This is a genomic window from Tropicimonas omnivorans (genome assembly GCF_031846565.1).
Classification (GTDB): Bacteria; Pseudomonadota; Alphaproteobacteria; order Rhodobacterales; family Rhodobacteraceae; genus Tropicimonas_B; species Tropicimonas_B omnivorans.
This window is the reverse complement of the sequence record NZ_JAVRHL010000001.1, coordinates 713,078-738,690: the sequence shown is the minus strand read 5'-3', so window position 1 is coordinate 738,690 and position 25,613 is coordinate 713,078. Positions and strand designations below refer to the sequence as shown.

Below are 25,613 nucleotides of genomic sequence, written 5' to 3'. Positions count from 1 at the left end.
GACACCATCCGGAGCCCCCGCATGCCTAAACGCACCGACATCTCGTCCATCATGATCATCGGAGCGGGGCCGATCATCATCGGTCAGGCCTGCGAGTTCGATTATTCCGGCGCCCAGGCCTGCAAGGCGCTGCGGGAGGAAGGCTATCGCGTCATCCTCGTCAACTCGAACCCGGCGACGATCATGACCGACCCCGGCCTTGCGGACGCCACCTATATCGAACCGATCACGCCGGACGTCGTGGCCAAGATCATCCGCAAGGAGCGGCCCGATGCGCTCCTGCCCACCATGGGCGGACAGACCGGATTGAACACCGCCCTCGCGCTCGCCGACATGGGCGTGCTGGAGGAATGTGGCGTCGAGCTGATCGGGGCGAACCGCGAGGCCATCGAGATGGCCGAAGACCGCGGCCTCTTCCGCGAGGCGATGGACCGGATCGGCCTCGAGAACCCCAAGGCGACCATCGCCAACACCATGCAGCAATGCACCGACGCGCTGGAGCATGTCGGACTGCCCGCGATCATCCGCCCGGCCTACACGCTCGGCGGCACCGGCGGCGGCATCGCCTATAACCGCGACGATTACCTTCGCCTCTGCCGCTCCGGCCTCGACGCCTCCCCCGTCTCCCAGATCCTGATCGACGAGAGCCTCCTGGGATGGAAGGAATTCGAGATGGAGGTCGTGCGGGACCGCAACGACAACGCCATCATCGTCTGCGCCATCGAGAACGTCGATCCGATGGGCGTGCATACCGGCGACAGCATCACGGTCGCGCCGGCGCTCACGCTCACGGACAAGGAATACCAGATCATGCGCTCCGCGAGCATCGCGGTCCTGCGCGAGATCGGCGTCGAAACCGGCGGCTCCAACGTGCAATGGGCGGTGAACCCCGAGGACGGCCGCATGGTCGTGATCGAGATGAACCCGCGCGTCTCGCGCTCCTCCGCGCTCGCGTCCAAGGCGACGGGCTTTCCGATCGCCAAGATCGCCGCGAAGCTGGCCGTGGGCTACACGCTGGACGAACTCGACAACGACATCACCAAAGTGACGCCGGCGAGCTTCGAGCCGACCATCGATTACGTCGTGACCAAGATCCCGCGCTTCGCATTCGAGAAGTTTCCGGGCGCCAAGCCGGAGCTTAACACGGCGATGAAGTCGGTCGGCGAGGCGATGTCGATCGGGCGGACGATCCACGAGAGCCTGCAGAAGGCGCTGGCGTCGATGGAGACGGGCCTGACCGGTTTCGACGAGATCGCCATCCCCGGCGCGGCCGATCACGCCGCCATCATCAAGGCGCTGACCGAGCGGACGCCGGACCGGCTTCGGATCGCGGCGCAGGCGATGCGGCACGGCCTGACCGACGAGGATATCCAGGCCGCCACGCAGTACGATCCGTGGTTCCTCTCCCGTATCCGCGAGATCGTGGAGACCGAGGAAGCGCTGCGTGTCGACGGGCTGCCCGAGAGCGAGGACGGCCTCCGGCGCCTCAAGATCATGGGCTTCACCGATGCGCGTCTCGCCACCGTCACCGGGCTCGAGGAAGCGCAGGTGCGGCGGGCGCGGCTCGACCTCGGCATTGTCGCGGTCTTTAAGCGCATTGACACCTGCGCGGCGGAGTTCGAGGCACAGACGCCCTACATGTATTCGACCTACGAGGAGCCCGTGATGGGCGAGGTGGAATGCGAGGCGCGCCCCTCGGATGCGAAGAAGGTCGTGATCCTCGGCGGCGGGCCGAACCGGATCGGCCAGGGCATCGAGTTCGACTATTGCTGCTGCCACGCCTGCTTTGCGCTGACCGAAGCCGGCTACGAGACCATCATGGTCAACTGCAACCCCGAGACGGTCTCCACCGACTACGACACGTCGGACCGGCTCTACTTCGAGCCGCTGACCTTCGAGCACGTGATGGAGATCCTGCGCCTCGAGCAGGAGAAGGGCACGCTGCACGGCGTCATCGTCCAGTTCGGCGGTCAGACGCCGCTCAAGCTCGCCAATGCGCTCGAGGCCGAGGGCATCCCGATCCTCGGCACGACGCCCGACGCGATCGACCTGGCCGAGGACCGCGAACGCTTCCAGTCGCTCGTGGTGAAGCTGGGCCTGAAGCAGCCCAGGAACGGCATCGCTCATTCGGATGCCGAGGCCATCGACATCGCCGAGAAAATCGGCTTCCCGCTGGTGATCCGCCCGTCCTACGTCCTCGGCGGACGCGCGATGGAGATCGTCCGAGACCGCAGCAGCCTGGAGCGCTACATTTCGGAGGCGGTCGTCGTGTCCGGAAAGTCCCCGGTGCTGCTGGACAGCTACCTCTCCGGCGCCACGGAGATCGACGTGGACGCGCTGTCCGACGGCAAGAACGTCCATGTCGCCGGCATCATGCAGCATATCGAGGAAGCCGGCGTGCATTCGGGGGACAGCGCCTGTTCCCTGCCGCCCTACTCCCTCCCGGCGGACATCATCGCGACGCTGCGCGAGCAGACCCGCGCGCTGGCGCTGGAGCTCGGCGTCGTCGGGCTGATGAACGTGCAGTACGCGGTGAAGGACGGAGAGGTCTACCTCATCGAGGTCAACCCGCGCGCGAGCCGGACGGTGCCGTTCGTCGCCAAGGCGGTGAACAGCCCCATCGCCTCCATCGCCGCGCGACTGATGGCCGGTGAGCCGCTGACGAACTTCGACCTGGTGGATCCGGAGACGGAGCGTTTCGCCGTCAAGGAGGCCGTCCTGCCCTTCGCGCGCTTCCCCGGAGTGGATACGCTTCTCGGGCCCGAGATGCGCTCCACGGGCGAGGTCATGGGCTCCGACGACACCTTCCCCCGCGCTTTCCTGAAGGCCCAGATGGGCGCCGGGATCGACCTTCCGAAGGAGGGGCGCGTGTTCCTCTCGATCCGGGACGAGGACAAGACGGAGCAACTCCTCGAAACCGCCCGCACCCTGATCGATCTCGGCCTCACCATCGTCGCCACCCGCGGCACGGCGGCCTTCCTTGCCGAGAACGACCTCGCTGCGGAGGTGGTCAACAAGGTGTACGAGGGACGGCCGAACATCGTCGACGAGATGAAGGACGAGCGGATCGCGCTGGTGATGAACACCACCGAGGGGCCGCAGGCGGTGGAAGACAGTCGTTCCATCCGCTCGGTCGCCCTGCTCGACAGGATCCCCTACTACACGACGCTGGCCGGCGCCCATGCCGCCGCTCTCGCGATGAAGGCTCGCGAAGAGGGCGAGCTGTCGGTGCGGTCGCTTCAGGAGGCCTGAGGGCCGGGCCATCGCTCCGGCTCCCGCGAGGGCCTGTCCCGACGGGGGCCGGCCCTTCCATCCGAAAGCGGCGCTGGCCGCTCCCTTGGCACCCGTTCAGGACGCAACGTCAGGCGCCGCGCGGCCTCGAACCTTTCCGGTCCGATGTCAGATTTCGGTCGCAAACCACAACTATTTCGGAACCCGGCGGCGGAGAGCCGAGCTTAACGAGTCCGTGACCTCCCCGTCCCGGGGGTGCGCAGCCGCGCCTGACGCCCTTTCGGTGACGGGAAATGAGCAGGAGACCAGCATGCCCAACGGGCCGACCCGATTGATCGAGACCGGCGAGACCGCCTGGCGCGTCGAACAGGCGGACAAGCTGGCGCGCATCGTCGATGGCGCCGATTACTTCCGCGCCGTGAAGGGCGCGATGCTCTCGGCGCGCCAGACCATCATGCTGATCGGTTGGGACTTCGACACGCGGGTCGAATTCGAGCCGGGACGCGAGACGATGGAGGGGCCGAACCAGCTCGGCGACTTTCTCGAATGGTTGCCGCAGAACCGGGACGATCTTCACATCTACATGCTCAAATGGGATCTCGGCGCCGTGCAGTCGATTGGCCGTGGCATGATGCCGATGTCGATCCGGACCCTCGGCATGGGCGAGAACTTCACGTTCCGGCTCGATTCGCACCATCCGACCGGCGCCGCGCACCATTCGAAGATCGTGGTCATCGACGATCAGATCGCCTTCTGCGGCGGAATCGACATGACGGCCGGACGCTGGGACACCCGCGCACACGCCGATGACGAGGAGCACCGGAAGATGCCCGGCGGAGAGCCCTCGAAGCCGTGGCACGATGTCACCACCGCCGTATCGGGCCCCCTCGCCAAGGCGCTGGGTGATCTGGCGCGGGAGCGGTGGAAGCGGGCGACGGGAGACGTGATCGAGACACCGGACGGCGCGGACGCGATCTGGCCGGACGGGCTGGACCCCACGTTGACGAACGTTCCGGTCGGGATCTCGCGCACCTATCCGGATTACGCCGGGCACGAGGAGATCCGGGAGATCGAGGCGCTCTACCTGCGCCTCATCGCCGAGGTGCAGGACACGCTCTACGTCGAGACGCAGTACCTTGCGGCACCAAGGATTGCAGAGGCCATCGCGGAGCGCCTTCAGGAGCCGGACGGTCCGGAATTCATCATCATCCTGCCGCGCAAGTCGGAGGGGTGGCTGCGGCAGAAGGCGATGGACGGCGCGCGCTTCAACCTTTTGCACATGCTCTGGGATAAGGACGTTCATGGCCGTTTCGGCGCATTCTTCCCGGTGACCGAGGGGGGCGCGGCGATCTACGTCCATGCCAAGCTAACGGTGATGGACGACCGGCTCGCACGGGTGGGCTCTTCCAACTTCAACAACCGCTCCCTCGGCTTCGACACCGAATGCGACCTCGCGGTCGAGGCAAGCGCTTGCCCCGATCCGGAGGCTGTCCGCGCAAAGATCCGGGAGACCCGGACGGACATGCTCGCAGAGCATCTCGACAAGTCCCACGAGACGGTGGATGCGGCGATCACGGCCGAAGGCTCGGTTCTGAAGGCGATCGAGGCGCTCAGGGGCGCAGGCCGCACCCTCGTTCCCTTCACCCCGGACGAGATCGCCGAGGACGACAACGGCCTTTCGGACAACGAAATGGCGGACCCGGAGCAGGCCAGCGAGACGTTCCTCGAGCGGCTGGCCGAAGGGATCGCGGATTTCGCGGAGGACTGATCGCGCGGCTCAAGGGCGGCCCGGCAGCGTATGTGTCGCACTAAGGGAAGCCGCGCGGTTTGTCCGCTTCAGCAGGTTCTCTTTCTGACTGGAGATTACGGTCGGATCGCCGATTGCGCACAGACAAAGTCGGCGCGCGTTGCAATGTCGGCGCGCGGAAGCTCCGTGATTTCGTACCCGAGGGCGGTGTAGGTCTCGCGCATGACGGCACAGGTCGCTACGGCTTCGTCGCGGGTCTGCTTGCGTTCGGTATCCTGCGTGAAGATCTCATCCCAATACGACGCCAGGAAGACGCGGACGTTGTAGCGAGTTGCCCCGGCTGCTGCGACGACGTGTGACGGCACGGGGAGGCCGCAGAGGCTCAGGTAGCCCATGATGTCAGGAATACCCCGGTCGAAGATCACGGGAGCTGAGAGAACCTTTGCGGCGCTGTACGCACACAGGTCGCGCTCCAGCATCCGTTGGGCATAGGCCATGCGATCCGCCCAAGGGAGGGCGTCTCCGCCGCTCTTCATCTCCTCGCGGATGATCGCGCGGCCGGATTCGGGGATCGTGTGAAAGCCGCGACGGGCAAGCTCGGTGATCAGGCTGGTCTTGCCCGAACCGGGGCCGCCCGTCACGACGAAGAAATGGTCGCTCATGGGCCATCCTCGGGTTTGACAGGGGGAAGGGCTGCGACGCGATCAACACGCCTAAAGGCGCGGATCAAAGCAGCATAGATTTTTTGTAGGAAAACAGCACCCGTTTGCGCAGCAGAGGCAAACTCTCTGACGAAAAAGGCAGACCTATCTGGTGCTTTTCAACGAGGGAATGGTGGAGCCTAGGGGGGTCGAACCCCTGACCTCTTGCATGCCATGCAAGCGCTCTCCCAACTGAGCTAAGGCCCCGTGCGGCGTTGTCTATGCGGCGGTGCAGACGAGTTCAAGCCCGAATTGCAGCCGCCACAGGACGCCCTTTGGTTAATTGTCGTCGTCGTCGTTCGACCGGTCCGCGATGTCATCGAGGGACACCGAATCCTCGTCGTCGTCCTCGAGAACGTCGTCGCCGAGATCGACATCCGTGTCGTTGTCATCGTTGTCGATGGGCGTTTCGTCCTCGATCAGGTCGTCGGCCTTCTTGGCCGTCGCCTTCGGCTCCTTGGCGATCGCCTTCGCCTTGCCGGTCTCGAGGTTGACGGCCTCGCCGGTATAGGGGCTGATAACCGGGGTACGGCCGAGGTCGTAGAATCGCTTGCCCGTCGTCGGGCACAGCCGCTTGGTTCCCCATTCTTCCTTGGGCATCGAAGGGATCCTCATGTTTCGCAGGAAGCAGAAAGACGCCCGATGCCACAGGGGCGCACCGCTGTCAAATGGCGGTGACGCGAGTCGCGAGCGGTCGGTGTCGGACGGCATCGGATCCGTGCCCCTGCTGATGCGCAGATCCGCCCGCGCGCGGAGGGTGACGCTGCGGGTATCCGCCCTCGACGGTCGGGTCACGCTGACGCTGCCTGCGCGGATGGCGGAGCGCGAGGCGCTCGATTTCGCGCGCGGCCGCCTCCCCTGGATCCGGGACGCACTGAAGAGGGCCGCCCCGCAGCATGACGTCATCCTTGGCGCGGCGATCCCGGTTGAAGGACGAACGGTTCAGATCGCTGAAGGCTCGCGCGCAGGGGTCACGGAGGAGCACCTTTGTGTGCGCAAGGGGTCCGCGCCCGGCCCCGCGGCTCGGGCCGTCCTAAGGACGCTGGCGCGGGAGCGGCTGGCGGCGGCGTCCGACAGGTATGCCGCAGCGCTCGGCCGCCCCTATTCCCGCATCGCCCTCAGGGACACGCGATCGCGCTGGGGCTCCTGCTCCTCGAGCGGAACCCTGTCCTATTCGTGGCGCCTGATCATGGCGCCGCCCGTGGTGCTCGACTACGTGGCCGCACACGAGGTCTGCCATCTGCAGGAGATGAACCACTCGGATCGCTACTGGGCGCTTGTCCGCGATCTGATGCCCGGCTTCGAGGCTCCGCGCGCGTGGCTGAAGACGCAAGGGCAAGCGCTCCACGGGTGGCGATTCGATGCTGAGGCGCCGGCGAGCGATTGACCCGCTTCGCGCGCGGCGCGATTGTGACGCGCCATGCTGCTCCAGCCCCGCCCAGAGACCGTGCTTCCAGGTTCCGCCGCCACGCTGTCGGCGCATGAGCGGGTTTTCCGCGCGCTGCGCACCCGGATCATGCACGGGGAGATCGCGCCCGGCGCCGCTCTGACGCTGCGCGGGATCGGCAAGGAATACGGGGTGTCGATGACGCCCGCGCGGGAGGCGGTACGGCGCCTGGTGGCCGAAGGCGCGCTGACCCTCTCGGCCTCCGGCCGCGTCTCCGCTCCCGAGCTCTCACCTGAACGAATCGAGGAACTGGCGGCCCTGCGCGCACTGCTGGAGCCGGAGCTCGCCGCCCGCGCCCTGCCCCGCGCGCATTTCGCCCTCATCGACCGGCTTCAGGCGATCAACTCGACGGTCGCAGGCCATGTCGCCGCCGCGGACGGCTGCGGGTACATCCGCTCGAACCTCGAATTTCACCGAACGCTCTACCTTCGCGCGCAGGCGCCCGCGATGCTGGCGATGGCCGAGACGGTCTGGCTGCAACTCGGCCCGACGATGCGCGCCCTTTACGGGCGGCTGCGGCGGACCGAGCCGCCCTATCATCACAAGCTGATCCTGGCCGCCCTCCGCGCCGGGGACGAACCGTCGCTTAAACTCGCGGTCCGCACCGACGTGACGCAGGGGCTCAGGCTTCTGGCCCAGTAGGCCGGTCGCCGACCGCCTCCCGGAAATGCCGGCGGCAGAGGGGGAGGTAGGTTTCGTTCCCGCCGATCTGGACCTGTGCGCCGCTTTGGGCGACCTGCCCGTCCTCATCCCGCCGCACGACCATCGTCGCCTTGCGCCCGCAATGACAGATCGTGCGGATTTCCCGCATCTCGTCCGCGAGCGCCAGGAGCGTGGCGGAGCCGGGGAAAAGCTGGCCAAGAAAATCCGTGCGCAAACCGTAACACATGACGGGGACGTTCAGATCGTCGACTGCACGGGCCAGTTGCCAGACCTGCTCCGAGGAGAGGAACTGGGCCTCGTCGACGAACACGCAGGCGAGCGGCCGCGCCTCCATCTCTGCCCTGATACGGGCGAAAAGATCGTCGCCCTCGGAGAAGACCTCGGCAGCGTCCGAAATGCCGATGCGCGAGCCAATGCGACCCGCGCCCGCCCGGGTATCCACGCCGGCCGTGAGAAGAAAGGTGTCCATCCCCTGCTCGCGGTAATTGTACGACGCCTGCAACAGGATCGTCGACTTGCCCGCGTTCATGGTCGAGTAGTGGAAGTAGAGTTTCGCCATGCTGCCCGGCCTACCCCCCGTGGATCGGCCGGGCAAGTCTCAGGCGAAGGCCGCCTCGAGAGCGATTTCCACCATATCGCCGAAGCTCGACTGCCGCTCCGAAGAGGGCAGCGCTTCCTCGCGAATGAGGTGATCGGAAATCGTCAGGACCGCCAGGGCCCGGCAGCGATGGCGGGCGGCGAGAATGTAGAGCTCCGCCGCCTCCATTTCGACGGCGAGAATGCCGTGCCGGGTCATCTGTTCGTTCAGGTCGGGACGCTCGTCATAGAAAACGTCCGAGGAATAGATGCCGCCGACATGCGTCTTCGTGCCCTTTGCCGTGGCCGCTGCTTCGGCCGCCTTGAGAAGCGACCAGTCCGCGCACGGCGCGAACTGCATTTCCCGGAAAATCCCGCGGGAGGGAGTCGAGAGCGTGGTGGCGGTCATTGCCAGCACCACGTCCCTCAGCTCGATGGCGTCCTGCATCGCACCGGCCGAACCTATTCGTATCAGCGTCTTGGCGCCGTATTCCGAGATCAGTTCGTTGGCGTAGATCGACAGGCTCGGCATTCCCATCCCCGACCCTTGGATCGTGACGCGATTGCCTTTCCATTCCCCGGTGAAACCGAGCATCCCGCGGACCTCGTTGACGCAGACGGCTCCGTCGAGGAACGTTTCTGCTGCCCATTTGGCCCGCAGGGGATCGCCCGGCATCAGGACCGTTTCCGCGATGTCTCCGGGCTTCGCCCCGATATGTACCGTCACGTCATCACCTCCCGGTCTGCAAAGCGATCCGAACCTGCATCAAATGGCGAGATCGTTCAGATCCCCGCCGTTTTCCTCGTGATCCTTGATCCACTGGGGGCGACGGCCGCGACCCGTCCAGGTCATGGAGGGATTTTCGGGATGCGCATATTTGGGGCGCGACTTCTTGGCCGTCGCAGCCTTGCCCTTTTTCCGGCCACCGACGAGTTCGTCCAGCGTCCAGCCGTGTTTCTGGGCGGTTTTCTCCACGGCATCGAGCGCCTCGCGACGATCCCGCTCCAGCGCCTTTTCCATCTCCGCGTCGATCTGCGCTCGCATCTCCTCGAGCTCCTTGCGGGACCTGCCTTCGATATTTACTGACATTTTCATATAACCCTGTTCGCGTGAAAAAGATCTTTGGCCACATATCGCGCCATTGGCGACTTTCAATGAACGAAAAAATTTGAAAGCGCAAGCCGCTCCAAACCACTCCCGTTACGGTGGAATTCTTCACTTAACTTACGTCAACATAGGCGCATAGCGCCATTCATTTAATTTATGGCGCTCATAATTGGATTTCGGCATTCTGGCAAAATAAAGGCAAGGCCAGGCCCGGCGCTTCACATTGCCCACCGTGCAGAGTCGATGGCGTTGGGGGGCGCCCGCACGAAATTGCCGATGGGAGTCGCAGCCGTCCCGCGGCACGGGAAGGCGGCTCGGGCAGGCCTGGTCCGCGGCACCCCTCCTCCGAGGGCGTTCGGCGGTCCATTCTGAACACACTTCCCATCCATTCGCGGCACGACGCCTGCGACCGCCACGCCCAGGCCGGCGCCGCCGGGTCCCGCGCCGGGATGACGGACTTTTTTTGTTGAAGGCCAAGACGTTGCAGCGCCCCCCTTCCGGCTTGTCCTCCGGGAGACGTCCCGCCTGCCTCGCGAGGCGAACGCGCAACACTGTCATTAGCCTGCGAACCGCTGGATTGCCCAACCTTCCGTTAGCAGGAAAGATGGATCAACCGGAGACACGGGCCTCCGGTTTGGCGTGTCGGCAGCAGTACCGACTGCCACCTTTTTGCCCAACGTCCCGCCTATCCGGGGCGAAATGTATTTCGGACCAGGCCGGCGGATGACGCCATGGCGTGGCACGCGTTTGGAGATTTACCGATGACGATGGGGCGCAGCATCGAGGGCCTCTGCAAGATGATCCGGTCCGCCGAGACGGTGGAGGATCTGCAAAAGGCAACGGAGGCGGTCAGCCGGCATTACGCGGTCGATCACTTCGTTTACCATTGGGTGAACAACGCCGGTGAACGCTTCGGCGCAGGCACCTATACAGCGGAATGGGTCGACCACTATGTCGAGCAGGGATACCTCCGGGTCGATCCCGTGATCCTCGGCAGCCTGCAACGCGCAGACCCCACGAATTGGCGGGATCTCGACTGGTCGAGCAAATCGGCCAAGCAGTTCCGCGCGGACGCGATCGAGCACGGCGTCGGCAACCAGGGCCTGAGCATTCCGGTCCGCGGACCGACCGGGCAGCTTGCCGTGCTCACGATCTCCCACAACTGCGATGACGTCGTCTGGAACGCCTTCTGCGAAGAGAATACGCACGATCTTCTGATCCTCGCCCATGAATTCAATCTCAAGGCGCTGGAGTTCGAGACGGTCGCGAACCCCGCGCCGTCCCTCTCGTCCGAGGAGCGGGACGCCATCGCCTGTCTTGCGCGCGGCATGGACATGACGCAGGCAGCCGAAGAGCTGGGCGTTTCCGAGCGCGCGATCCGGGTCCGCACGGAGGGCGCGCGGCATAAGCTCGGGGCGCTCAACACCACGCACGCTGTCGCCCGCGCCATAAGTTACGGTTTGATCGTGGTCTGAGCCGGACGGCACCTCGCGTACCGCCCCGTCTGGCCACCTTGCGCGGGGCGGTCTAGGAACGCGCCATGGATCCCTCCACGCTCACATTCTCCGACGACCAGAACCGCGCTCTCGCCGCCATCGGGGACGCCTTGCGTCATGCCGGCGTCGATCTGGAGGCTGGAACCACCCGCCCGCCCGGCAAGGGCGGCGCGCGCGTTCTGGCCATCACCGGCAAGGCCGGCAGCGGCAAGACGGTGCTCTTGGCGCACGTTGCGCAGGCCCTGGAGGCGGCCGGCGCGCAGATCGTCACCGGCGACTGGGAGGGCAAGAAGAAGACGGAGAAGCGGACCTTCGCGATTCTCTCCCCCACGAACAAGGCGGCCAGCGTCCTGCGGCATCGCGGCGTCCCGGCCTGCACGATCCACCGCATTCTCTACACCCCCGTCTTCGCGCCCGAATACGAAGCCATCGCGGACTGGCTGGCCGGCGAAGGCGACCGCCCGGACACCGAGGCCCTGTCCGACGAGGCACTGGACCGCGCCGCGGCGTTCTATGCCCGCCACCCGTCGGTGCCCGGCGCCCTGGCCGTCGCCGGTCTGCGCGGCTCGGACTTCATCACGGGTTGGAAGCGGCGGGACGATCCGCTGGATATCGGACTCGTGGACGAAAGCTCCATGCTGGACGAGCGTCAGTTCGAGGATCTGAAGGAGATCTTTCCGACGTTGATGCTGTTCGGAGATCCGGCCCAGCTCCCGCCCGTCAACGGCGGCGGCAAGATGGTCTTCGAGACGCTCCCCGAAACGCAGCGCTTCGATCTGACCCGCATCCACCGGCAGGCCGAGGACAACCCGATTCTCGATCTTGCCCACGCCCTCGCCGATCCCGAGCTCACCTTCGACGACTTCGAGCGCATGATCGAGGAGAAGGCCCGGCAGGACGAACGCGTCGTCGTTGCGGGCCGGGTCGACGCCGAACTCATGGCGCGCTCCCCGGTCCTGGTCTGGCGCAATGCCACGCGCATCAGGCTGATCCATGCCTTTCGCGGTGCGTTCGGGGCGCCGGAGGACGACCTTCTTCCCGGCGAGCCCTTGATCTGCGACGGGATCGAATTGCCGTTGAAGCAGCGCAACAGACGCCTCGATCTCGAAGCCCGCGGCCTCATCAAGGGCGCGCAGGCGATCTATCGCGGCCCGGGCAAGAAGCCCGGCTTCGCGCGCCTTCACATCGTCGGCGCGGAGGATCCGCATATTTCCGTCGCCTCGATCATCAAGATCGAGCTGCCGGAGGAGGGGGAGCCCGTGATTCCTCATGCCGCGACCATGGGCGCTGCGTTTCTGCATGGGGCCGCGGTGACGATCCACAAGGCGCAGGGCTCGCAATGGCGGGACGTGCAGGTCTTCTCCCCGGACCTCTATGCCGCCGCGCGGATGGGGCGGAGCGAGGCGGGGCAGCCGCTCTGGAAGCGCCTCGCCTATGTCGCGATCACGCGGGCCGAGGAGCGCTTGTTCTGGGTCACCCGGTATCGCCTCGCCCGGCCTTCGGGTCCGCTCACCGCAGACGATCTCGTGGCCGCAGAACCCGCCCCCCTGACGCTGACGTCGCCGGACGTTTGATATCGAAGCGTAGTTGTCGCTGACCGGAAGGCCTCGAACCGGCCCCCCGGAGCTAGCGCCAGAGAGACGTGCCCGGCGCCGACATGGGCGGGATGTCAGGCGGTGCGGCGTTTCAGCCGGGGCGCTTCCTCCTCACGGGCATCCCGGCGCGCGATCCGGGCGGCGCGGGGCGCGCCCTTCGCCCAGGGCATGCGCACGTCTTCCGCCGCTTTCGCGGCCTCGATCGCGGACGTCATCCAGCGTCTTGTCTTGCTTGCCATTTCGGCTTCTCCCAACGGGCTCGCACCTTTGCTCGACTGCAAGATACGCGCTCGAATGGGGCGGGCATGGGGCGCCCCGGCGCCACTTTGCGGGAGTCTTGGAGACCGGCTCGCGTCACAGCCGGATGCAGGAAATCATGCGCCCGTAATCGGCCTCGACCAGATGGGTCGTCCGGCGGTAGGAGAAGAATCGGTCCGGATCCGCATAGGTGCAGTGCCGGGTCCACTCAGCCTCTCCCACGCCCGCCGCCCTCAGCCGCCAGAGCCCGTAGCCCGGCAGGTCGAACATCGCGCGATCCCCCTCGCCGCCGGCGAAGAAGCGGGCGGCCTCGGGTTCCTCGTCCACGAAGCTTTCGACGAAGTCCGGGCCGACCTCGTAGGCAGCCTGGCTGATCGAGGGGCCGATCACCGCGCAGATCCGCAACCGCTCGGCGCCGAGGCCCTCCATCTCCTCGACCACCCGCTCGAGGATACCGTCCTTCGCGCCGCGCCATCCGGCATGGGCCGCGCCGATCACGCCGGCCTCCTCGTCCGCGAAGAGGACGGGCTGGCAATCGGCGGTCAGCACGCTCAAGACCACGCCCGGCTCGTTCGTCACGAGACCGTCGGCGCGGGGGCGTTCGCCGGGGATCGCCCGGACGACGTCGGCAGAATGCACCTGCGTCATGCCGGCGAGGCGTGCCGGCGGCACGTCCATCGCATCGGCGACGCGGGCCAGGTTGATCTCGACCGCCTCCCGCTGGTCGCTGGATCCCGGGCCGCAGTTCAGTCCCTCGAAGATGCCGGAGGACGCGCCACCGCGGCGCGTGAAGAACCCGTGCCGCAGGGGCGAGAGCGCGTCAGAGGTCAGTATTTCGAGCGTCATGGGGCAAATCCCGCAGGCAGGGGCGCGTCCGGCCGGTCGAACGCAAGGACCTTGAAGAGCGAACCCATCTGAGACGGATCGGTCAAGCGTTCCAGCGCACTTCGGACCTCATCGATCCCGCCGGGCCGATCCGATACCGCGCGCGCCAGGGCCTGCGCCCGCGGCACGATTCCGAGCGCGCCGAGCCACAATCCCTGCTTGAGCGGGCCGCTGGCGCGGAGCCCGGCCCACTCGCCTGCCCGCGCGAGCGCCGCGAAGTCGACATGCGCGGTGAGGTCCGCCTGCCCCGGAGCGGCGAGGGGATCTGCATAGGCGTGGTTCTGGACAGCCTGGAACGTGTCCCCGCGGCCGCCCTCGGCGCCATAGTCGATCATGAGCGCGAGACCGCCGTGATCCTTGATCCGTGCGGCAATCGTGCCGGCCACGGTCGGAAGCGACGGGCAGATCTCCACCACGTCTCCCCCTTCGGACGCCCGCGGCGCGGCGCCGGGCGGTGCGGCATCGGCCAGCCCCATCGCAAGACCGCCCTCCGGCCCGAGCCCGATCACCCGCTCCCGCCAGGTCTCGCCATCTCTCTGGAACTGGCGAATCGGAAGCGCGTCGAAAAACTCGTTCGCGATCAGGAAAAGCGGCGCCTCGGGGAGCTGCTCGACGCTGTCCAGCCAGCGCGGTGACCGGTCCGCGAGCGTCTCGGCCTGAACCTCCCGCAGTCGCGGGCTCGCCTCGACCAGCACGACCTCGGCGGCCGCCACGAATCCCGGCACCCGCTCCGCGGCCCGCAGGGCGTCGGCCATCAAGGTGCCCCTCCCCGGTCCCAGCTCCGCGAGGACGAACCTCTCCGGCTGACCCCGATCCATCCAGCCTTGCGCGAGGGCGAGGCCCACCAGCTCGCCGAACATCTGGCTGACCTCGGGCGCGGTGATGAAATCACCCGACGCGCCGAAGACGCGCCCCCCGGTATAGTAACCATGTTCGGGATGAAGCAGGCACTCGGCCATGTAGTCGGCAAGCGTAAGGGGCCCTGCGGCCCGGATCCGCTCTTCGAGGAGGCGCGCCAGGTCGGTCATGCCGGGACCGTGCGCCCCCTCCGCGCCCAGACGATGAGGAAAATCCCGAACGCCAGCATGGGAAGGGACAGGAGTTGCCCCATGGTCAGGCCGATGGCTCCTTCGCCGATCACGAACCCGATGGGATTGCCGGGCGAGACGAACTGCGCGTCCGGCTGGCGCACGTATTCCACCACGATCCGCGCCAAAGCATAACCCGTCAGGAAGGTGCCGACGAGGATGCCGGGGCGCTTCAGCGCGCGCGTTCCGAAGGCGAGCAGCAGAAGCACCGCCCCCAGCGCCAATCCTTCCAGGCCGGCCTGGTAGAGCTGGCTCGGATGCCGCGCGAGCTCCTGGCCGGTATAGAACCACTCCCCGGCGACCGGACAGTTCTGCACGGAGGGGACCTGGCACATCGTCGGGAACTTCATCGCCCATGGCACGTCCGTCGGGCGGCCGTAGAGCTCCGCGTTGATGAAGTTGGCCAGCCGTCCGAAGAACAGGCCGGGCCACGTCGCGACCGCGAGCATGTCCGCGGTCTGCAGAATCGGGATACCGTTGCGACGGCAGAAGATCGTGAAGGCGAGGACGACGCCCAGCATCCCCCCGTGGAAGGACATGCCGCCCTCCCACAAGACGAGGATCTGGCCCGGGTTCTGCAGGTAGAAGCCAAGATTGTAGAACAGCACGTAGCCGAGGCGCCCGCCGAGCACGATGCCGAGGATCAGCCAGGTGAGCAGATCGTCCGCCTGCGCGGGGCGCATCGGCGGCACGTCCCGCGGCCAGAGCCGCTCCCGGCGCAGAAGCAGGATGCCGATCCTCCAGCCGGCGAGGATGCCGGCGATGTAGGCGAGGGCATACCAGCGCAGGGCAAGGTCCAGCCCGAAGAGGCTGACCGAGACGAGTTCCGGATCTATCGCCGGAAAGGGGATCATGGCACGCATGCCGGCTCTGAACCGTGGAAGCGGGCATAAGTCAACCTTGTGGGCGCGCCCCCAAGCCCCATATAACGCCCTTGTTCCAACGCCGAGGGGATCCCGATGCAGACGCGCTCCAAGTTCTTCGACGACATGTCCCAGCTGATGACCAATGCGATGGGCGTGGCTCAGGGCGCGCGGGAGGAGGCCGAGACCGCCTTCAGCGGCATGATCGACCGGTTCCTCGCCGAGCGGGACCTCGTCACCCGCGAGGAATTCGATGCCGTGCGCGCAATGGCGCAGAAGGCCCGCGAAGAGAACGAAGCCCTGAAGGCCCGGATCGAGACGCTCGAAGCGAAGCACGCTTCGGACTCCTGATCCCGAAGCTGTTCCGTCGGGGGCAATCGCCGGCCGAGGGCGAGCGATACGCCCGCCGGGCAAGACGCGCAGCGCTGGTGCCCCGCGTCATTCGCCGGAGGCACGCCCTGATCGCGCGCTTGCGCGCCGCGGGCATCCCTGCCCCTGAGGCAGACGCACTTATCCCCAGAAACCTGCCGCGCGGGGGCCTTTGCGCCCCGAATGTCTCTTTACAGCCGACCCCCCTTGCCCCCACCATATCTGGTAAGGGCAGCCGGCTTCGCCCGCTGATCCTTGAGCAGGCACCTAGCCCTAGACGCCAGTGACGGTGCCGGGGCTACAACCAACGAGGCCGGGCAATGTCGCTTTCCGAAGCATATATGACGGACGACCTTCACCCCATCGACATCGTGGAATCCCTTGCGCAGCACCACGCGTGGGACTTCGACCGCATCGGCGACGATCAGATCGCCATGGCCGTCGAAGGCCGCTGGAAGACCTATTCCATCACGCTGGCGTGGTCCCACTACGACGAGACGCTCCGCCTCATCTGCACCTTCGAGATGGAGCCGCCCGCAGCGCGGCTGCCCAAGCTCTACGAGGCGCTGAATCGCGTGAACGATGCCTGTTGGGCGGGCGGCTTCACCTACTGGGCCGAACAGAACCTGATGACCTACCGCTACGGGCTCGTGCTCGCGGGGGGCCAGATGGCGGGTCCGGAGCAGATCGACACCCTGATCGAGGCCGCCGTCACCGCATCAGAGCGTTTCTACCCCGCCTTCCAGCTCGTCACCTGGGGCGAGCGGGAGCCGGCGGACGCGATGCAGGTCGCCATTGCAGAGGCTTACGGCCGCGCCTAACCTCCGCCCCGCGCTTCTAGACGCGGGAGAGGACCGACATGGACATGACCGATATCACGGCACGGGGTCTCGTGATCCTGGGCTGCGGAAAGATGGGCTCGGCAATGCTGGAAGGCTGGCTCGCCGGCGGTCTTGCGCCCCAGTCCGTCACCGTTCTGGATCCGACGCCCTCCGACTTCCTGACATCGACCGGCTGCCGCCTGAACGCAGCCCTGCCTGAGCGCCCCGCTCTCGTCCTTCTCGCTGTGAAGCCGCAGATAATGCAGGATGCGCTGGCCCAAGTCACGCATTACGGCGGCGGCGAGGTCCCTGTTCTGACCGTCGCGGCCGGCCTGCCGATCCGCTACTACGAACGCGCGTTCGGGGCCGGAACGCCTGTCATCCGCGCCATGCCCAACACGCCCTCGGCCGTGAAGCGCGGCATCACCGCGATCGTCGGAAACGAGGGCGGCACCGGCTACCTCGATCTTGCCGAGGAGCTGCTGTCCGCCGTGGGCCAGGTCGTGCGGCTCGAGAGCGAGGCGCAGATGCGGACGGTCACCGGCATTTCTGGCTGTGGCCCGGCCTACGTCTTCCACATGGTCGAGGCGCTGACCGAGGCCGGCGTTCGCGAGGGACTGTCCGAAGAGGTCGCGGGCCAGCTCGCCCGCGCCACGATCTCGGGAGCCGGCGCGCTTCTCGACAGCTCGGACGAGAGCGCGGCCCAGCTCCGCACCAACGTCACCTCCCCGAACGGCGTCACGGAGGTCGCACTCCGAACGCTGATGGAGGAGCTGCCGGACCTGATGCACCGCACGGTCATGGCCGCGATCAAGCGGGACGAGGAGCTGTCGAAGTGACGGACGAGGCGACGTTCGACGACTTCATGAAGCTCGACATCCGCGTCGGTCGGATCATCGCCGCCGAGCCTTTCCCCGAGGCGCGCAAACCGGCGATCAAGCTGCGCGTCGATTTCGGGCCGGAGATCGGGGAAAGGAAGAGCTCCGCCCAGATCACGGCACACTACGCCCCGGAGACCCTGCCCGGACGGCGGGTCCTCGGCGTGGTGAACTTTCCGCCCCGGCAGATCGGCAAGTTCATGTCCGAGGCGCTGGTTCTCGGGGTGCCGGATGCGGAAGGCGAGGTCGTCCTGATCGAGCCCGAGCGGGACGTGCCCGTCGGCGGACGGCTCTTTTGACGGCCCGCATCCTCATCACCCGGCGCCTGCCGGACCGTGTTCTGGAGATGGCCCACACGCTGGGGGAGGTCGTCGTCGACGAGGAGCGCGCGGCCTATGGCCCACGGGACGCCGGAGCCGCGCTCGGGGAGTACGACGCGATCGTGCCGACGCTGGGGGATGCCTTCACCGAGGCCGCGTTCGCTGGCGGGCCGCATCGCACGAAGATCCTCGCGAATTTCGGCGCGGGCTTCGGTCATATCGACGTGGAGGCCGCGGCGAGGGCCGGCATCGTGGTCAGCAACACGCCCGGCGCCGTCACCGAGGCGACCGCCGATATCGCCCTGACGCTGATGCTGATGAGCTGCCGCCGAGCGTCGGAGGGCGAATCCCTTCTGCGCTCGGGCAAGTGGACGGGCTGGACGCCGACCCAGCTTCTCGGCCTCCACATGTCCGGCAAGACGCTGGGCGTGATCGGCATGGGCCGGATCGGCCGGTCCGTCGCTGCCCGCGCGCATCACGGCTTCGGAATGGACATCGCGTTCTGGAACCGCTCGCCGGACCGGGACGCCGGCGTGCCCGCCCGGCAGCTGGGCCGGATCGAGGAGGTCATGTCGGCGGCGGACGTCGTCGTGATCGCCCTCGCCGCGGGACCGGGCATGACCGGCATCATCGGCGCGGACCAGATCGCCGCGATGCGCCCCCACGCCCACCTCGTCAACATCGCCCGCGGCGAGCTGGTGGATGAGGGGGCGCTCATCGCCGCGCTCGAAGGCGGCTGGATCGCGGGCGCGGGCCTCGACGTCTACGAGACCGAGCCTGACGTGCCGGCGGCCCTGCGCCGCCTGCCGAACGTGTCCCTGCTGCCTCATCTCGGCACCGCTGCTCTCGAGGTGCGCGAAGCGATGGGGATGATGGCACTCGATAATGTCCGCGCCGCTCTCGAGGGACGTGAGCCGCCGAACCGCGTCGCCTGATCCGGGCCCGCCGATCAGATCCCGTGGGACCGGTCGTAGGGCGCAGTCTCCGGCGAGGCCCAGGCGCCCTCCCCCTCGAACACCTCGATCAGGAGGGGGCGGCAGATGGCTTCATCCGACGAATGCTCCGCGCCGCAATCTCCGCCGGGACAGGCGCTGAGGGCGATCAGCAGATCGATCTCCGCGAAGAACTCGATGAAGTCTCCTGCCCGCGCCGGGCTCGCCTTCATGAAGTACTGCCCCGTATGCTGCGTGAAACCGGTGCACATGAAGACGTTGAGAACGTCGTGCACCCGGCCCTCCGCTTCCCCCGGAGACAGTCCCAGCTCATGGACGAGGGCGCGCGTCAGGTTCGAATGACAGCACTGGTGATACGGTGCGCCCCCGAGGCGGACATGGGTATAGGGATCGCAGCGCGTTCCGATGACGTCATGCACGGCCCCGCCATCCGCATCGATCCCGTACCAGTCCAGACTGTCTTCCAGGATCGTCGCCATCGGGCGCAGGTACGGAAAGGCGGACCAGAGGCGGTCGCCCTGCCCCACATGCGTTCCGTGGAGGGCGCGGGTCTTGCCCGAGTAGAAGCGCTCTTCCGGATCGTTTGCCGCCCAGAGGTTCAGATCGCCGACCTGGGAGCCTTCGGGGCACGAGATCCGGAATGCGCCGCCCGCCGGAACGCACGCCGTGCGCGCCTCCCTGGGCGGAACCGTGACACTGCCGGTTGCGCGCATGGTCCCCCGGCGCCCCGCCCGCGCCGCCATGTCCACCGGCGGCAGAGAGGCAGGATCATAGGCGATGACGGGAGGCGCGGCGCGGCGGGCCTCTGCGTCCGCGGGGCCCTTCATCGGCGCATCGCCCTTGTCGCAGGGACATCTTCGAGACAGGATGACGGGAACCGGCCGTCCGGGGCCGGGCCATTCAAATCAAGGAATTGGAGATCGTCCATGTCCGTGCTCATCCGCAGTTTCGCCCTTCTGATGACCCTCGCCATTATCGGGGCCTGCACCCCGATGCCGTCGCAACCCCCGGCCGCGACCGAGGAGAACCTCGATCAGGATCTTGACGGAGACGGCATCATCGACGGCGAGCAGATCGTCTTCGAAAGCTGATCCTCTCGCAAGCCGATCCGGGAACCCGATTGCGAATGATGTCTTGGGTCATGCAACCAATCTAAAAAAGTCCGACATGGAGACCGTCATGACCAACCTCAAACTGTCCGCCCTGCTCGTCGCCTTCGTCGCGGCGCTGTCCGCCTGCGCCCCGACCGGGATGCAGAATTCCGGCGCGACCGAAGCCAATCTCGATCAGGATCTGGACGGCGACGGCATCATCGACGGCGACACCACCGCCATCAACTGAGGGCGTCCCGACGTCCAATGATTTACGTGAAACGCGTCGCCCCACCGGGTGGCGCGTTTTTCGTTTGCGGTGAGGGCGGGGGGAGGACGCATCGCCCGCCACGAAAAAGGGCGCCGCGATCCCTCGCGGCGCCCTTTCGGCGTCAGTTTGCGCCGACCTCACACGTGCCGGTCGACCATCATCTTCTTGATGTCCTGAATCGCCTTTGCCGGGTTCAGACCCTTCGGGCAGGTCTTGGCGCAGTTCATGATCGTGTGGCAGCGGTAGAGCTTGAATGGATCTTCCAGATCGTCCAGCCGCTCGCCCGTCGCCTCGTCCCGGCTGTCGATGATCCAGCGGTAGGCGTGCAGCAGCGCGGCCGGCCCGAGATAACGGTCGCCGTTCCACCAGTAGGACGGACAGGCGGCGGAGCACGATGCACACATCACGCATTCGTAGAGGCCGTCGAGCTTCTTGCGGTCCTCGATAGATTGCCGCCATTCCTTCTCGGGCCGCTGCGTCTTGGTTTCCAGCCACGGCATGATGCTCGCATGCTGGGCGTAGAACAGCGTCAGGTCGGGAATGAGATCCTTCACGACGGGCATGTGCGGCAGGGGATAGATCTTCACATCGCCCTTCACCTCGTCCATGCCGTAGATGCAGGCCAGCGTGTTGATCCCGTCGATGTTCATCGCGCAGGAGCCGCAGATGCCTTCCCGGCAGGAGCGACGGAAGGTCAGCGTGGGATCAATCTCGTTCTTGATCTTGATCAGCGCGTCCAGGATCATCGGACCGCAGGTGTCCATGTCCACGAAATACGTGTCCACGCGCGGGTTCTTTCCGTCATCCGGGTTCCAGCGGTAGATGTGAAAGGCCCGGACGTTCGTCGCGCCCTCCGGCTTCGGCCACGTCTTTCCCGTGGTGATCTTGCTGTTCTTCGGGAGCGTCAGTTGCACCATGATAGGGTCCTCGGGGTCCAAGCCGTGTCCCCGGCGATCCGCCGCAAGCGTGCGACGTCCTCGGGGTAATGGCGGTTTAGCACATCGAGCAGGCCGGGCGAACGCCCCGCGGCACCTGCAATCGTTCTGAAGATGGGGTCCGTGGCGGCAATGCGCCAGCGGGACGAAAGGTCGCTCGCTCCCGGCGCCGCATGTCCGGGGGAAAAGGAAGAGCCGCCGCCGTAACGTGCCTGCGTGCCCACTTCGTTGTCGAGCATCGGCAGGCGAAGAGCATCGAGGCGGCGGGCGCGGTAGTCCGCATCCTGCCGCCATCGGTCGAGCGACAGGGAAACACGCCCCTCGCAGGCCGTCAGGAGGGCGACATACTGCGAGACGGCCCGGCGGAGCGGGCCCATGCCGCGCGCGCCCTGCGCCGTGCCGGCCTTGCGCACGCGCACCAGCTTGAGGAACGATGCGAGCCAGTTGAGGAAGGAGCGATGAACGACGATCTCCGTCGCCGGCCGACCCCAGCCCTCGGGGGTCGCGGTGCCCGGCAGACGATCCTCGTAGCTCACGAGATGCGCCCGCGCGTTGCGTCCGTCCGGAAACTGCGGGAACCAGCGGGTCGTCCGGAAGCTCGGTCCGTGACGGTCGCCGCGGGGCGTCTCCATCAACGCGTAGGTCTCGAACGGATCGCCCGGCGCGCAGTCGTTCAGAAAGACGCATTCACCCGGTACGTTGCGGCGGAGCCAGTCCGCGATGGCGTGGTTGCCTGAGCGCCGCATGCCGAACATCGCCAGAAGCGGCGGCTTACGGGCCCCGGGGCGCGCGACGTCGACGTTCATGTCCGCGGCCCCCCGACGGCACCGGCATGCTTGCGGACGAGCGCCACGACCTCGCGCCGCTTCTCGTCGGGCAGGCCCAGCCCGTTGATCTCCCGGATCAGCTCGAGAACCGCCGCGGGAATTGAGACGTTGATCCGCGGCGGCTCGATCAGGGCGTCGATCGCGGCTTCGCCCATGCCCGCCTCGCGCAGCACCGTCCGCCCGACGCGGCCATCCGCCTCGTCCTCGAGCGTCACGATCCGTGCCCGCGCACCGAGATCCGCCTTGAGATCCGCGGCGAGCCGCGCGGGCATGGTCGGATCCGGAAACGCGCGGCAGAACCCCGCATAATCCATCGTGCCGCCGCCGTTGCGGACCTTCTGGTTGTGGCAGGACCGGCGCAGGGCCTCCCCCTCTCGCGTGTAAAGGACGACGATCACGTCCTGCCCCGCAAACGCGGTGAGGAGCGCGTCCACGACGGCGCGGGGGCCATCGCCGTAGGTCGCGCCGAACAAGGTGCCGGATGTCACACCGAGGAGGTTCTCGTCCGAGATCAGAACCGTATCCTGCGGGGCGGAAGCCGCCCATTGCGCCAGATCCCGTGCCGCGCGCCTGAGGCGATGCCGCGCACGGAAACCGCCGCGGCTGAGGATACGGTAGGCAGCTAGCCGAAGTTCCCGCGTCCGATCTTCCCGCACGGCGAGCGCCATGTCCTGCTCGAGCGCATTCTCGTTGGCGCGCAGCATGTTCTGGATCGCGGTGGAGCCGGTTTTCGGCAAGCCGGCATGGATCACCACACGCTTGGCCCCGGACCGGACCCCGGCCCTGCCGGCCGCATCGCGGGTGGGATGATCCGCCGCCACGTTCACTGCGAGACCGGTTGTCCGAAGAGGTTCGGAAGCGCGCGGGTCGACAGGCAGTTCAGGGTGCCCGGCTCCTGCAGGACATCGGTCACGACCTGGATGCTGCGGGGCGAGGGCTGCGCGCGGCCCGCATCCGCCGCGACGGTCACGATCTGGCGCGCGCTGGCGTTGTTGATGATGCAGTCCGTCACCGGCTGCACGGTCGCGCCGGGGAAGCGTTCGGCGACGACATTGTTCACGACCTGCCGCGCCGCCGTCCGCGCCACCTGATCGGCAACGACGGCCGCGCAGCCGGGCAGAGTGAGGATGGCGACCAGCACAGCGGGCCGCAGGAAGGTGAGAGGTCTGATCATGGTATGCATGAAGGGCGAACCGCTCCTTCCTCCCGAACGTTCCGCCTCCAGCGGCGGGACTCGATCACGTTTCAATCGTCCGGGCGGCCCGGGCAGCGGATCCTCGCCGTCCGGGCCACCCCCGATCGTCAGTACACGCGCTGCTTGGGCGCGATGCGGGCGAGGTCGATCCCGCCCTCTTCCTGAACCGACAGCGGATCGAGATGGACGGGACGGTAGGTCAGGTCCACCTTGCCGTTCACCCGCGCGAGCGTGTGCTTGCGCCAGTTCTCGTCATCCCGGTCGGGGTAATCCTCGTGGGCATGGGCGCCACGGCTTTCCTTGCGGGCCTCCGCGCCGACGATGGTGGCGAGCGCATTCGGCATCAGGTTGGTCAGCTCGAGCGTCTCCATCAGATCCGAATTCCAGACCATGGAGCGGTCGGTCACCTTGATGTCGTCCATCTTGCCGGCGACCTCGTACATCCGCTCCACGCCCTTCGCGAGCGTCTCGTCGGTCCGGAAGACGGCGGCATCGTCCTGCATCACCTTCTGCATCTCGCTCCGCAGCGCCGCCGTCGGCGTGCCGCCGCTGGCATGGCGCAGGCTGTCGAACCGCTCCAGTGCCTTGTCGAGGGAGGCCTGGTTGAGCGTCGGCGCCGGGCTTTCGGGATCGACGATCGAGGCGGCCCGGATGCCGGCGGCACGACCGAAGACGACAAGGTCGATCAGCGAGTTGGAGCCGAGGCGATTCGCCCCGTGGACCGAGGCGCAGCCCGCTTCGCCCACGGCCATCAGGCCCGGCGCGATGCGGTCGGGATCCTCGGCGGTCGGGTTGAGAACCTCGCCCCAGTAATTCGTCGGAATGCCGCCCATGTTGTAGTGCACCGTCGGCAGGACCGGGATCGGCTCCTTCGTCAGGTCCACCCCGGCGAAGATCCGGGCGCTCTCGGAGATGCCCGGCAGCCGCAACGCCAGAGTCTCCGGCGGCAGGTGGTTGAGGTGCAGGAAGATGTGATCCTTGTCGGGACCGACGCCGCGCCCTTCCCGGATCTCCATCGTCATGCAGCGGCTGACCACGTCGCGGGAGGCGAGATCCTTGTAGGTGGGCGCGTAGCGCTCCATGAACCGTTCGCCCTCGGAGTTGGTGAGATAGCCCCCCTCGCCCCGTGCGCCTTCGGTGATGAGGCAGCCGGCGCCATAGATGCCGGTGGGGTGGAACTGGACGAACTCCATGTCCTGCAGCGGCAGGCCCTGACGCGCCACCATCCCGCCGCCGTCGCCGGTGCAGGTATGGGCGGAGGTCGCGGAGAAGTAGGCCCGGCCGTAGCCGCCCGTCGCCAGCACCGTCATCTTGGCGGAGAAGGCATGCAGCGAGCCGTCCTCGAGGTTCCAGGCGAGCACGCCCTGGCATTCCCCGTCCTCGGACATGATGAGATCGGTTGCGAAATACTCGATGTAGAACTCGGCATTGTTCTTCAGCGACTGGCCGTAGAGCGTGTGGAGGATGGCGTGGCCCGTGCGGTCCGCCGCGGCGCAGGTCCGCTGCACCGGGGGGCCTTCGCCGAACTCGGTGGTGTGGCCGCCGAAGGGCCGCTGGTAGATCTTGCCCTCCTCGGTCCGGCTGAACGGGACACCGTAATGCTCCAGCTCGTAGACCGCTTTCGGCGCCTCGCGCGCCAGGTACTCCATCGCGTCGGTGTCGCCGAGCCAGTCGGAGCCCTTCACGGTGTCGTACATGTGCCACTGCCAGTGATCCGGGCCCATGTTGGACAGCGATGCGGCGATCCCGCCCTGCGCCGCGACGGTATGCGAGCGCGTCGGGAAGACCTTGGTGATGCAGGCCGTCTTCAGCCCCTGCTCCGCCATGCCGAGCGTCGCGCGGAGACCGGAGCCGCCGGCACCGATCACGATGACGTCGTAGCTGTGATGGGTAATGTCGTAGGATGCCATGTGGGTCTCCTCAGAGCGCGAGGCGGGCAAGGGCAAACAGCCCCGTCGCCATCGCGGCATAGCTGATGCAGATCGTCGCGAGGACCAGCGCCTTGCGGGTCAGCCCGTCGCTGTAATCCTCGATCGCGGTCTGTGCGCCATGCCGGAAATGGTTGAACCCGACGACCAGCATCAGCGCGGTGACGATGGCATTGAAGGGGTTCGCGAAATGCAGAGCGACGTCGGCGTAGGGCTTCCCGATTGCGGGGCCGACGACGAAGACGAAGAGCGGCGTCAGGATCACGAGCGCCACCGAGGTGACGGTCATGTGCCAGAAATGCTCGGTGCCGGAGCCGGCGGCGCCGCGCCCAGTGGCGCGCTTGCGGTCGGTCATGTAGGCCATATC

The 25,613-nt window shown here is 66.9% G+C and carries 29 protein-coding genes and 1 tRNA gene; 13 read left to right on the top strand and 17 right to left on the bottom strand.

The window, feature by feature from the left end; translation table 11 throughout:
• Nucleotides 1-21: 21 nt before the first annotated feature.
• Nucleotides 22-3,252 carry a carbamoyl-phosphate synthase large subunit gene (carB, locus tag RM543_RS03665; RefSeq protein ID WP_311689539.1) on the top strand — a complete coding sequence of 1,077 codons (3,231 nt, stop codon included), beginning with the start codon at nt 22-24 and terminating at the stop codon, nt 3,250-3,252.
• Between the two features lie 289 nt (nt 3,253-3,541).
• Entirely contained in the window at nt 3,542-4,999 is a 1,458-nt protein-coding gene (locus tag RM543_RS03660) for a phospholipase D-like domain-containing protein (RefSeq protein WP_311689538.1), read from the top strand.
• A gap of 95 nt (nt 5,000-5,094) precedes the next feature.
• Here the strand turns inward: RM543_RS03660 and RM543_RS03655 are convergent, their stop codons facing one another.
• The 3 genes from RM543_RS03655 to RM543_RS03645 form a co-directional block, all read right to left on the bottom strand.
• Nucleotides 5,095-5,640: an AAA family ATPase gene (locus RM543_RS03655; RefSeq protein WP_311689537.1), complete on the bottom strand. Its 546-nt coding sequence runs from the start codon at nt 5,638-5,640 to the stop codon at nt 5,095-5,097.
• A 170-nt stretch (nt 5,641-5,810) separates the two neighbouring features.
• Nucleotides 5,811-5,886, bottom strand: a tRNA-Ala gene (locus RM543_RS03650).
• Nucleotides 5,887-5,958: 72 nt separating this feature from the next.
• Nucleotides 5,959-6,279, bottom strand: coding sequence for a TIGR02300 family protein (locus RM543_RS03645; RefSeq protein WP_311689536.1), 321 nt, complete (start codon nt 6,277-6,279; stop codon nt 5,959-5,961).
• A gap of 97 nt (nt 6,280-6,376) precedes the next feature.
• Here RM543_RS03645 and RM543_RS03640 point away from each other — a divergent pair, with 97 nt between their 5' ends.
• Complete coding sequence (locus RM543_RS03640) at nt 6,377-7,066, top strand: M48 family metallopeptidase (RefSeq protein WP_311689535.1); 690 nt, start codon at nt 6,377-6,379, stop codon at nt 7,064-7,066.
• A gap of 33 nt (nt 7,067-7,099) precedes the next feature.
• Nucleotides 7,100-7,768, top strand: coding sequence for a GntR family transcriptional regulator (locus RM543_RS03635; RefSeq protein ID WP_311689534.1), 669 nt, complete (start codon nt 7,100-7,102; stop codon nt 7,766-7,768).
• Here RM543_RS03635 and RM543_RS03630 read toward each other — a convergent pair.
• Genes RM543_RS03630 through RM543_RS03620 form a run of 3 tightly spaced genes read right to left on the bottom strand, consistent with a single transcriptional unit; the run spans nt 7,749 to nt 9,461 of the window.
• Nucleotides 7,749-8,348 carry a thymidine kinase gene (locus RM543_RS03630; RefSeq protein ID WP_311689533.1) on the bottom strand — a complete coding sequence of 200 codons (600 nt, stop codon included), beginning with the start codon at nt 8,346-8,348 and terminating at the stop codon, nt 7,749-7,751. The genes RM543_RS03635 and RM543_RS03630 overlap by 20 nt on opposite strands.
• Nucleotides 8,349-8,387: 39 nt before the next feature.
• Nucleotides 8,388-9,092, bottom strand: a complete 705-nt coding sequence (deoD, locus tag RM543_RS03625) for a purine-nucleoside phosphorylase (RefSeq protein WP_311689532.1) — start codon at nt 9,090-9,092, stop codon at nt 8,388-8,390.
• Between the two features lie 39 nt (nt 9,093-9,131).
• Nucleotides 9,132-9,461, bottom strand: coding sequence for an H-NS histone family protein (locus tag RM543_RS03620; protein ID WP_311689531.1), 330 nt, complete (start codon nt 9,459-9,461; stop codon nt 9,132-9,134).
• A 773-nt stretch (nt 9,462-10,234) separates the two neighbouring features.
• Here RM543_RS03620 and RM543_RS03615 point away from each other — a divergent pair.
• Both RM543_RS03615 and RM543_RS03610 read left to right on the top strand, forming a co-directional pair.
• Complete coding sequence (locus RM543_RS03615) at nt 10,235-10,948, top strand: helix-turn-helix transcriptional regulator (protein WP_311689530.1); 714 nt, start codon at nt 10,235-10,237, stop codon at nt 10,946-10,948.
• A gap of 65 nt (nt 10,949-11,013) precedes the next feature.
• On the top strand, nt 11,014-12,543 hold the full coding sequence (locus RM543_RS03610; protein ID WP_311689529.1) for an ATP-dependent DNA helicase: 1,530 nt from the start codon (nt 11,014-11,016) through the stop codon (nt 12,541-12,543).
• Nucleotides 12,544-12,638: 95 nt separating this feature from the next.
• Here RM543_RS03610 and RM543_RS03605 read toward each other — a convergent pair whose 3' ends face one another.
• The 4 genes from RM543_RS03605 to lgt all read right to left on the bottom strand — a co-directional run bounded on the left by RM543_RS03605 (nt 12,639) and on the right by lgt (nt 15,658).
• A complete protein-coding gene (locus RM543_RS03605; RefSeq protein WP_311689528.1) occupies nt 12,639-12,803 on the bottom strand; it encodes a hypothetical protein in 165 nt (54 codons plus the stop codon).
• 115 nt (nt 12,804-12,918) lie between these two features.
• Nucleotides 12,919-13,668, bottom strand: a complete 750-nt coding sequence (gene pgeF / locus RM543_RS03600; RefSeq protein WP_311689527.1) for a peptidoglycan editing factor PgeF — start codon at nt 13,666-13,668, stop codon at nt 12,919-12,921.
• Nucleotides 13,665-14,735 (bottom strand): class I SAM-dependent methyltransferase, encoded by a 1,071-nt coding sequence (locus RM543_RS03595; protein ID WP_311689526.1) that lies wholly within the window; start codon nt 14,733-14,735, stop codon nt 13,665-13,667. The genes pgeF and RM543_RS03595 overlap by 4 nt, the downstream gene beginning before the upstream one ends.
• A complete protein-coding gene (gene lgt / locus RM543_RS03590; protein WP_311689525.1) occupies nt 14,732-15,658 on the bottom strand; it encodes a prolipoprotein diacylglyceryl transferase in 927 nt (308 codons plus the stop codon). The genes RM543_RS03595 and lgt overlap by 4 nt, the downstream gene beginning before the upstream one ends.
• Before the next feature lie 96 nt (nt 15,659-15,754).
• Here lgt and RM543_RS03585 point away from each other — a divergent pair, with 96 nt between their 5' ends.
• From RM543_RS03585 to RM543_RS03565, 5 genes are all read left to right on the top strand, one after another.
• The gene (locus tag RM543_RS03585) at nt 15,755-16,009 is read left to right on the top strand and encodes an accessory factor UbiK family protein (RefSeq protein ID WP_311689524.1); all 255 of its coding nucleotides are present in this window, start codon (nt 15,755-15,757) and stop codon (nt 16,007-16,009) included.
• A 338-nt stretch (nt 16,010-16,347) separates the two neighbouring features.
• On the top strand, nt 16,348-16,848 hold the full coding sequence (locus tag RM543_RS03580; protein ID WP_311689523.1) for a type III secretion system chaperone family protein: 501 nt from the start codon (nt 16,348-16,350) through the stop codon (nt 16,846-16,848).
• Between the two features lie 38 nt (nt 16,849-16,886).
• Complete coding sequence (proC, locus tag RM543_RS03575; protein WP_311689522.1) at nt 16,887-17,687, top strand: pyrroline-5-carboxylate reductase; 801 nt, start codon at nt 16,887-16,889, stop codon at nt 17,685-17,687.
• On the top strand, nt 17,684-18,025 hold the full coding sequence (locus RM543_RS03570; RefSeq protein ID WP_311689521.1) for a tRNA-binding protein: 342 nt from the start codon (nt 17,684-17,686) through the stop codon (nt 18,023-18,025). Before proC ends, RM543_RS03570 begins: the two co-directional genes overlap by 4 nt.
• A complete protein-coding gene (locus tag RM543_RS03565) occupies nt 18,022-18,981 on the top strand; it encodes a 2-hydroxyacid dehydrogenase (protein ID WP_311689520.1) in 960 nt (319 codons plus the stop codon). The genes RM543_RS03570 and RM543_RS03565 overlap by 4 nt, the downstream gene beginning before the upstream one ends.
• A gap of 14 nt (nt 18,982-18,995) precedes the next feature.
• Here the strand turns inward: RM543_RS03565 and RM543_RS03560 are convergent, their stop codons facing one another.
• Entirely contained in the window at nt 18,996-19,826 is an 831-nt protein-coding gene (locus RM543_RS03560) for an urea carboxylase-associated family protein (RefSeq protein ID WP_311689519.1), read from the bottom strand.
• Nucleotides 19,827-19,925: 99 nt separating this feature from the next.
• Here RM543_RS03560 and RM543_RS03555 point away from each other — a divergent pair, with 99 nt between their 5' ends.
• A complete protein-coding gene (locus RM543_RS03555; protein ID WP_311689518.1) occupies nt 19,926-20,090 on the top strand; it encodes a hypothetical protein in 165 nt (54 codons plus the stop codon).
• Between the two features lie 88 nt (nt 20,091-20,178).
• The gene (locus RM543_RS03550) at nt 20,179-20,340 is read left to right on the top strand and encodes a hypothetical protein (protein WP_311689517.1); all 162 of its coding nucleotides are present in this window, start codon (nt 20,179-20,181) and stop codon (nt 20,338-20,340) included.
• A 158-nt stretch (nt 20,341-20,498) separates the two neighbouring features.
• On the opposite strand, the gene RM543_RS03545 is transcribed toward RM543_RS03550, so the two are convergent.
• The 6 genes from RM543_RS03545 to sdhD form a co-directional block, all read right to left on the bottom strand.
• Nucleotides 20,499-21,278 (bottom strand): succinate dehydrogenase iron-sulfur subunit, encoded by a 780-nt coding sequence (locus tag RM543_RS03545; protein WP_311689516.1) that lies wholly within the window; start codon nt 21,276-21,278, stop codon nt 20,499-20,501.
• Nucleotides 21,266-22,102 carry a hypothetical protein gene (locus RM543_RS03540; protein ID WP_311689515.1) on the bottom strand — a complete coding sequence of 279 codons (837 nt, stop codon included), beginning with the start codon at nt 22,100-22,102 and terminating at the stop codon, nt 21,266-21,268. Before RM543_RS03540 ends, RM543_RS03545 begins: the two co-directional genes overlap by 13 nt.
• Nucleotides 22,099-22,944, bottom strand: a complete 846-nt coding sequence (locus RM543_RS03535; protein ID WP_311689514.1) for a hypothetical protein — start codon at nt 22,942-22,944, stop codon at nt 22,099-22,101. The genes RM543_RS03540 and RM543_RS03535 overlap by 4 nt, the downstream gene beginning before the upstream one ends.
• A gap of 2 nt (nt 22,945-22,946) precedes the next feature.
• The gene (locus RM543_RS03530; protein WP_311689513.1) at nt 22,947-23,297 is read right to left on the bottom strand and encodes a hypothetical protein; all 351 of its coding nucleotides are present in this window, start codon (nt 23,295-23,297) and stop codon (nt 22,947-22,949) included.
• A 128-nt stretch (nt 23,298-23,425) separates the two neighbouring features.
• The gene (sdhA, locus tag RM543_RS03525; protein ID WP_311689512.1) at nt 23,426-25,228 is read right to left on the bottom strand and encodes a succinate dehydrogenase flavoprotein subunit; all 1,803 of its coding nucleotides are present in this window, start codon (nt 25,226-25,228) and stop codon (nt 23,426-23,428) included.
• Nucleotides 25,229-25,238: 10 nt separating this feature from the next.
• On the bottom strand, nt 25,239-25,610 hold the full coding sequence (gene sdhD, locus RM543_RS03520) for a succinate dehydrogenase, hydrophobic membrane anchor protein (RefSeq protein ID WP_116085927.1): 372 nt from the start codon (nt 25,608-25,610) through the stop codon (nt 25,239-25,241).
• Nucleotides 25,611-25,613: the final 3 nt, after the last annotated feature.